Below are 8,656 nucleotides of genomic sequence, written 5' to 3'. Positions count from 1 at the left end.
TCAGCCACTTGCGCTTTATTTTGAAGAAATTTGGGGCAAGTGGATAAAGTAGCTGCGCCTAAGCAGTCGAGAACAATCATCAGTAACGTGAGTAAGTGCTAATAAATGCCTAATACCAAGAAAAAACCAGCAGCCAAGCCAGCAGCAAAAGCCAAGGCACCAGTTAAACCAGTGACAAAAGCGAAGGCTCCTGCTAAACCAGCGACCAAAGCTAAGGCGCCTACTAAGGCAAGCAAGCCAGTAGCGAAAGCGAAGACGCCCGCCAAGCCTGTAGCAAAAACTAAGACTCCTGCTAAGCCAGTCAAAGCTCCGGCTAAAGCAGCCAAGCCTGTAGCAAAAACTAAGACGCCTGCTAAACCAGCGACCAAAGCAAAGGCACCAGCGAAAGCACCTGCTAAACCAGCGGCTAAAGCAAAAGCTCCGGCAAAAGTAGCTAAGCCAGCAGCCAAGACCCCGGCTAAGGCTGTGACCAAGCCAGCAGCAAAAGTAGAGGCACCTACAAAAGGTAAGGCTGTTGTTGCTCCTAAGATTGAGGCGGCAAAGCCAGCGAAGGCTGCGAAAGAAACTAAGGCAGCGAAAGTAGTAAAAGAAGTAAAGGAAGTCAAAGAAACTAAGGGTAAAAAAGCGAAAGCGGTTGAGGTGGAGGCTGAGCTTGTTGCGACTGAAGAAGTAAAGAAAGGTCGCAAGCCAAAGGCTGACGCTCCTGTAGAGGGCGCTGAGCCAGTATTGACGGATCGCCAAAAAGCGCGCGAGCGTAAGGCAAAAGAAAAAGCGCTCTTAAAAGAATTCGCAGCACAACAGTTGGGCTCTGAAGAGCAGCAAGAATTACGTCGTACCCGCCTAAAGATCTTGATCAAGATGGGTAAGTCCAAGGGTTACTTAACTCATGGTGAAATGAATGACGTGATGTCAGACGAGTTATCTGATGCGGATGCATTAGAAACATTGATCAGCCTCTTAAACGACATCAATATTACTGTTTACGAGCAAGCTCCAGATGCTGAAACACTCTTGCTCAATGAAAATGCTTCAGCAACCACATCTGAAGAAGAGGCGGAAGAAGAGGCGGAAGCCGCTTTAGCTACCGTTGATTCAGAGTTCGGTCGTACAACCGATCCAGTGCGTATGTACATGCGCGAGATGGGTACTGTTGACCTCTTGACTCGTGAAGGCGAGATTGTCATTGCGAAGAAGATCGAAGCAGGCCTTAAAGACATGGTAATGGCCTTGGCTGCTTGTCCTGTCACGATTGGCGAGATCTTGGCAAACGTAGACAAGATTGCTAGTGGCGAGATGGAGATTGATCAGTTCGTCGATGGATTGGTTGACCCTAATGCCGAAGATATTAAGCTAGGACCAGAAGAGCCAGAAGTTGACCCAGATGCTGAAGAGGGTGACGAAGAGGGTGGCGAAGAAGAAGGCGGCGGTGGCGGCGGTGGCGCAGCTACAGCTAACGCCAAGCAGTTAGAAGAATTAAAACAAATCTCTTTAGAGAAGTTTGCAATTGTTCGCACACAAGCTGACAAGATGCGCCGTGCTTTTGATAAAGAAGGCTACAACTGCCCAGCTTACATCAAAGCACAAGAAGCTATCCGTGGTGAGTTGCTTGGTTTCCGTTTGACCGCAAAGAGCGTTGAGAAGTTGTGTGACACCATGCGTTCACAAGTTGATCAGGTTTGGAAAATCGAGCGCGGTATTGTGAGTTTGTTGGTAGATAAGGTTGGCGTCAATCGCGGTGAGGTATTAAAAGACTTCCCGAAGATGTCTATGAACTTAGAGTGGACCGCTAAATTACTCAAAGAGAACAAGCCATACACCGCATTATTGCAACGTAATGTTCCAGCGATTCAGGAACTGCAGCAGAAGTTAATTGATATTCAAACCCGTGTTGTTTTGCCACTTCCAGAATTAAAAGAAGTGAACAAGCAAATGATCGCTGGCGAGAAGCGCGCACGTGAAGCGAAACGTGAAATGACGGTTGCTAACTTACGTTTGGTAATCTCGATCGCTAAGAAATACACCAACCGTGGTTTGCAGTTCTTGGATTTGATTCAAGAGGGCAATATCGGTTTGATGAAGGCGGTAGATAAGTTTGAATACCGTCGTGGTTATAAGTTCTCTACTTATGCAACATGGTGGATCCGTCAGGCAATTACCCGTTCTATTGCCGACCAAGCTCGTACGATCCGAATTCCAGTTCATATGATTGAGACGATCAACAAGATGAACCGTATTAGCCGTCAAATCTTGCAAGAAACTGGTCATGAGCCAGATGCCGCAACCTTGGCACTCAAGATGGAAATTCCTGAGGACAAGATTCGCAAGATTATGAAGATTGCTAAAGAGCCAATCTCCATGGAAACACCAATTGGTGACGATGAAGATTCTCATTTAGGCGACTTCATTGAGGATGGCAATACCTTGGCTCCGGCTGAAGCGGCATTGCATGATTCGATGCGCGATGTGGTTAAGGATGTTCTCGATTCATTAACACCACGTGAAGCAAAAGTATTGCGTATGCGCTTCGGTGTTGAGATGAGCACAGACCATACTCTCGAAGAAGTTGGCAAACAGTTTGACGTGACACGTGAGCGTATTCGTCAGATCGAAGCCAAGGCCCTGAGAAAAATGCGTCATCCAAGCCGCAGCGACAAACTCAAGACCTTCCTCGAAGAAGATTGACCCAAAGACTAACGGGCCTATAGCTCAGTTGGTTAGAGCAGAGGACTCATAATCCTTTGGTCCCAGGTTCAAGTCCTGGTGGGCCCACCAATGAAATCAACGACTTAGGGAGAGATTCCTAAGTCGTTTTTCTTTCTGTGCCGCTAAGTGTGTAAGCAATTTCTACGCATATTCCAGTGCAACCCCAAGAAATGTATAGGCCTCCTGTTGGAGTAATGAACTACTTGTTGGTTGTGGGGCATGGTTGCTAATGGACTGCTTTAATCTAACGCCATAAAAGCTAAATTGAATGTTTAAAATGAATCACCATTAAAAAAAGTACGTCAAATTGCCGCAATGTATTGCTTGCTATCCTAATGCTTATCGTGGGAGTCTTTTTTGAAAAATACTGAAATACCGTTAATTGATGACATTCGCTTATTAGGAAAAATTCTGGGTGATATTGTTCGCGAACAAGAGGGTGAGTCTGTTTACGGATTGGTAGAGCAAGTCAGGAAGTTATCAGTAACCTTTCATCGCGATTCAAATCAGAAGGCCAATCGCGAGCTGAGCAAACTTCTTAAAGGGCTAACTAGTGAAAGCGCGGTAAAAGTGCTTCGGGCTTTCACTTACTTTAGTCATTTAGCTAATTTAGCCGAGGATAGACATCATATTCGCCGCCGTGTAGCATATGAGCGCAATGGCAGCTATCAAGATGGCAGTATTCCTATGGCCATGAAAAAACTACACGCTGCAGGCGTCACTAGCAAGATGATTTCTAAAACGCTAGAGGCAAGCTTAATCTCACCAGTACTTACTGCTCATCCAACCGAAGTGCAGAGAACCAGTATTTTGGAAGCTGAGAGAGACATAGCGAATTTATTGACTATACGTGATCAGATTAAAGAATCATCTAAAGCAAATAATCCACAAAAAGATGCCTTGCTCAATAAAGAGCTTAAAGCCAATGAACAACAAATTCGTGCTCGTGTATTGCAACTCTGGCATACCCGCTTATTAAGATTTACTAAGCTTACAGTTGCCGATGAGATTGAGAATTCTCTGACTTATTACGAGACAACATTCTTAAGAGAAATCCCAAAAATCTATGCCCAGTTAGAAGATTCTCTTGCTGGAAATTCAGTTGCCAGCTTTCTGAAGATGGGTCAATGGATTGGTGGTGATCGTGATGGTAATCCCAATGTCAGTGCCAAGACTCTCGAGTACGCCGTTTCAAGACAGGCCGAAATGGTGTTGCGTCACTATTTAACCGAGGTGCACTACTTGGGTAGAGACTTATCGGTCTCCGCATTACTTTTAAAATTCCCTAAAAAAATGCAAGATCTTGCAGCCAGCTCTCCTGATGCTAATGAACATCGTCAAGATGAGCCTTATCGCAGGGCGCTCACAGGAATGTATTCTCGGCTGGCAGCCACTTTAAAGATGTTAACAGGGGGAAATGCTGCTCGTCATGCTGTAGCGCCTCAAAATCCTTATATCAGCGCACAAGATTTTTTGTCTGATCTTAAGACGATTGAGGCCTCGCTAATATCCCAAGGTGCAAAGGCTCTAGCAGACCGTCGTCTCCACGGCTTGATTCGAGCGGTTGAAGTTTTTGGTTTTCATTTAGCTACCGTAGATTTACGTCAAAGCTCAGATATGCATGAAGCTGTTTTAGCAGAGCTTCTTCATGTCGCATCGATAGAAGCTGATTACTCTAGTCTGTCCGAAGAGCAAAAACGGGAACTCTTGCTATCGCTACTAAGAGACCCAAGACCACTTCGTGTGGTTGGGCATTTGTATTCTGATTTTGCAGAATCAGAGATTACCATCTTTGAAATGGCTAAGAAAATGCGGCAGCTATTTGGTAATGAGACTATCCGCCACTACATCATTAGTCATACCGAGACTGTCAGCGACCTATTAGAAGTCTTGTTGCTTCAAAAGGAAGTGGGTTTAATGCATGAGGTTTTAGGTAAAAAAGCATCTGCTGATCTGATCGTGGTTCCCTTATTTGAAACGATTGAAGATTTACGTAATGCTGCCCCCATCATGCAAGAGTTTTATGCATTACCTGGCACCTTAGATTTGGTAAAGCACTCTGGTGGTGAGCAAGACATTATGTTGGGCTATTCCGACTCAAATAAGGATGGTGGAATTGTTACAAGTAATTGGGAGTTATATTGTGCGGAGCTTGCCTTGGTTAAGGTGTTTGAGCCTTTGGAACAAAAGCATGGAGTAAAGCTTCGCTTATTCCATGGCAGAGGTGGCACAGTAGGTCGTGGGGGAGGACCCAGTTATGAAGCAATCTTAGCCCAGCCCCCTGGAACAGTACGCGGTCAAATTCGTTTAACAGAGCAGGGCGAAGTGATTGGATCTAAATATGCCAATCCTGAGATTGGTAGGCGTAATCTGGAGACTTTGGTAGCAGCCACACTAGAGGCCACATTATTAAAGCCTACTAAGCAGGCTAGTAAGGCCTACTTAGAGGCAGCAGCAAAAATTTCACAAGCAAGTATGAGTGCTTACCGTGGTCTGGTATACGAGACTCCAGGATTTGCGGAGTATTTCTTTGATGCGACACCCATTCGGGAAATTGCTAAGCTAAATATTGGTTCTCGTCCCGCAAGTCGCAAAGCAAGTCAAAGGATTGAGGACCTTCGCGCCATTCCCTGGGGTTTCAGTTGGGGCCAGTGTCGATTAACGCTTCCCGGTTGGTATGGTTTTGGTTCTGCTATTCAGGAATTCTTAAATCAACACAAAGCTGCAGATAGAAAGGCTGACTTGAGTCTTCTGCAAAAGATGTACAAAGAGTGGCCTTTCTTTAGAACCTTGTTATCGAATATGGATATGGCTTTGGCCAAGAGTGATTTAGCTCTTGCATCGCGCTATAGCGAACTTGTTCCTGATGTGAAGTTACGCAAGAAGATCTTTGGCGCTATTGAGTCTGAGTGGAATAAAACAGTTGAAGCTCTGAACTTAGTTACTGGAGAGAAAGTACGTTTGGCTAAGAATCCATCTTTAGCAAGATCTATACGAAATCGCTTCCCTTATATTGACCCACTTCATCACTTGCAGGTTGAATTGGTGCGTCGTTATCGTGCAGGTAAGCATGATGATCGTATGCAAAGGGGTATTCATATCGCCATTAATGGAATTGCAGCGGGACTAAGAAATACTGGCTAGATTTTAGAAATGACTACACATTTACTTACACATCGACGCTGAACACCCGTAGACCCCCTGTTTATGGGGCTCTATCATGGGCTTCTGCTCTCATAATCCTTTGGTCCCAGGTTCAAGTCCTGGTGGGCCCACTAATGAAATTATCGACTTAGGGAGAAATTCCTAAGTCGTTTTTCTTTCTGTGCCAAGAGGTATATAAGCAATCTCCACACATCTTCAAATGCAACCCCAATAGATGTATGGCTTGCAATTGGAGCAATTAGCTATTTTTGGATTGTGGTGTGTAAGTGTTGCGTGACCACTTTCAGTGGTTACGGGCAATCCTTCCCCAATGCTCTTAGTCTGTTCTCACCATTAAAAATATGGGTCTATTTTTTGATTTACATCATGTAAGGTAGCAATCTGGGCAATAAAATTAGCCGTTGCCCAGCTTTTATGTCTTATTGAGGATTGCTTCATGGGACAAGCAATTACCGCAGATTATGAATTTTCATTATTAACAAATTTAGACGCTAATTGATGGGTATTGCATAGAGATGAATAAACTTGACGATGTAGTGGATAAGACAGCAATGAACTTCGCTGCATCCCGACGGATGTTCATGAAGTATTCGGTCGGAAGTATTTGCTTGTCCTATTCTGGGATCATTTTTTCCGCGTCATCTCCAAGGCGAGCCACATATCCTATTTCAGATGAGGTTAAGACTACAGTTGATCGTATGCTCTCATTTTCAATGCCAGAGATATTAAAGCAGCCTGGTTCTGGCAAAGGGCTTGCACCGACAGAGCTGCATCGCGTAGATCAGTATAGTAAGTTCGGTTATGGTAACTATACCTATGGCCCTGGTTTACCAATCCAGCAACGCTTTGATTTGATGGATGTGGAGTATACGGGCAAAAATATTAATCGAGTAAATCGTCTATCTTCATTTTTTACTATCAGCGATATTCATTTGACGGATAAGCAGGCAGGTAATCAGCTAATTGCTCTTCAACAGTTAGATTCTGAATTTGGTGCCCCTATGACATCCATCTATTCACCAACCATGTTAACAACCACCCATGTACTTGATGCTGTAGTGCAAACTGTAAATGCCTTGCATGTCACTAGCGGTTTTGATTTTGGCTTATCTTTGGGGGATACCTGTAACTCGACGCAATACAATGAGACGCGTTGGTATTTGGACATCTTGGATGGAAAAGTTATTTACCCTAATACTAGTAATGATGTTTCTCAAGATACTATTTCATATCAGCAGCCGTTTCAAGCCGCTGGATTGTCGCCTGATATTCCTTGGTTCCAGGTAAATGGTAATCATGATTTATTCATGATCGGGAGTGTAGCTGTTGATGCGGATCCTAGCTTAAAGCTTCGGGAGTCCTACATCAACAATCGGATCTGGGCAGTTGGCAATATGCTTCAGCCAATTAAAGGGTCCCCATACTTTCCATGTCTTTTTGATACTACTTCTAACTTAAAGTCACCAGACTTTTATATGGGCACTATTAATGGAGCATCGGAATACGGAGAAATTATTGGGGCTGGCCCAGTCAATACATTTGGTAAACCGCCTTTGAATTCGGCTAATCTCAATCGTCGCTCGCTTACCAAAAAAGAATGGATCAGAGAATTTTTTAATACAAGCTCTTTGCCTAAGGGGCATGGGTATCATTTGGTAGATCCTCTGTACGCCAACGAAGAGCCTGGATTTTCTTGTTATAGCTTCTTGCCAAAGGAAGACATACCCCTGCGAATCATAGTGCTAGATAACGTACAGGATCCCAAGGATCAGAGTCACGACATTCATGGTCACGGATATTTGAGCGCAACCCGTGTTAAGTGGTTGCGTGCTGAATTAATGCGTTCCCAAAAACGTAATGAGCTGGTGATCATTGCATCACATGTGCCGCTTGCTGTAGCGCCTATTGGTAGTGAGATGGAATGGTGGGAATCATCACGTGACCCCAATGCAAAACTTCATAATGCGATCACACTGACAGATTTAATTTCTGAAATTCAGGCTAATGGTAATGTAATATGCCTACTTGCCGGCCATCGTCATGTAAATGCTATTAAAGCATTTAAGTCTCCACCGGGGGCTCCCCCAGAGTATGGTTTTTGGCAGATAGAGACAAGCTCTTTACATGACTTTCCACAACAATTTCGTACGCTTCAGGTTTACTTAAATAGTGATTACACAATCTCTATTGTCGCTATAAACATCGATCCTGCCGTGCGAGAGGGAAGCCCTGCCGAAAGCGGAAGACGCATGTCAATCGCTGCCCAGCAGATTATTCAAAATGACATCCGCCCCAACGCACCTAATGTAGAGCGCGCTTTTGGGGTTATTCCAGTCTCCTCAATGGATCCAACGCGGCCACAGAACAACACTACTGATGACTCAATTCGATATGGCGAGGTAGTAGGAGTGCCATATTCCGCTTCTTATAACGCTGAATTATTCAAGTCGCTAAATCCTACAATGGTCGAGGCATTGAAGAAGAGATTTCCTGCATGAGAGACGATGATGTTTTTGGCTTAATGACGATGTCTGTTGTGATGTCTAGTAAATTGAAGCAATTTTTAGCTGGATTTCTCTTCGTTCTGCTTGGTGCATCTTTTGGGTTGCCAGTATTTGCTGGGGCTCCTTCTGATGTTTTACAGCCGGGACAAAGCCTGGGTATCTATATGGGAATGGACCGCTTGTCAAATCTTCGAGATCTTGGTGGGTATACAACCCTAGATGGAAGATTTGTTGTAAGAGGAAAGGTCTATCGATCTAATGAGTTTTTTGGTATTGATGAAGAT

4 protein-coding genes and 1 tRNA gene are annotated in these 8,656 nt (G+C 44.3%); all 5 read left to right on the top strand.

All coding sequences use genetic code 11. The features are described from left to right. Positions 1–105 precede the first annotated feature (105 nt). Positions 106–2,682 (top strand): RNA polymerase sigma factor RpoD, encoded by a 2,577-nt coding sequence (gene rpoD, locus B7Y67_RS07790; RefSeq protein ID WP_293598151.1) that lies wholly within the window; start codon positions 106–108, stop codon positions 2,680–2,682. Positions 2,683–2,695: 13 nt separating this feature from the next. Next, a tRNA-Ile gene (locus tag B7Y67_RS07785) sits at positions 2,696–2,772 on the top strand. Between the two features lie 288 nt (positions 2,773–3,060). Further along, positions 3,061–5,847 (top strand): phosphoenolpyruvate carboxylase, encoded by a 2,787-nt coding sequence (gene ppc, locus B7Y67_RS07780; RefSeq protein ID WP_293598150.1) that lies wholly within the window; start codon positions 3,061–3,063, stop codon positions 5,845–5,847. A gap of 536 nt (positions 5,848–6,383) precedes the next feature. Further along, positions 6,384–8,366: a TIGR03768 family metallophosphoesterase gene (locus B7Y67_RS07775; protein WP_293598149.1), complete on the top strand. Its 1,983-nt coding sequence runs from the start codon at positions 6,384–6,386 to the stop codon at positions 8,364–8,366. Next, positions 8,363–8,656 (top strand): tyrosine-protein phosphatase (locus B7Y67_RS07770; protein WP_293598148.1); only part of this gene is annotated, 294 nt, incomplete at its 3' end. The genes B7Y67_RS07775 and B7Y67_RS07770, both read left to right, overlap by 4 nt.

Source organism: Polynucleobacter sp. 35-46-11, from assembly GCF_002281105.1.
This window is presented reverse-complemented; position numbering and strand designations above follow the sequence as displayed.

Excerpts from the sequence above, each read along its gene's own strand:
- B7Y67_RS07775 (WP_293598149.1), top strand. The coding sequence starts at position 6,384 with ATGAATAAACTTGACGATGTAGTGGATAAGACAGCAATGAACTTCGCT.
- rpoD (WP_293598151.1), top strand. The coding sequence starts at position 106 with ATGCCTAATACCAAGAAAAAACCAGCAGCCAAGCCAGCAGCAAAAGCC.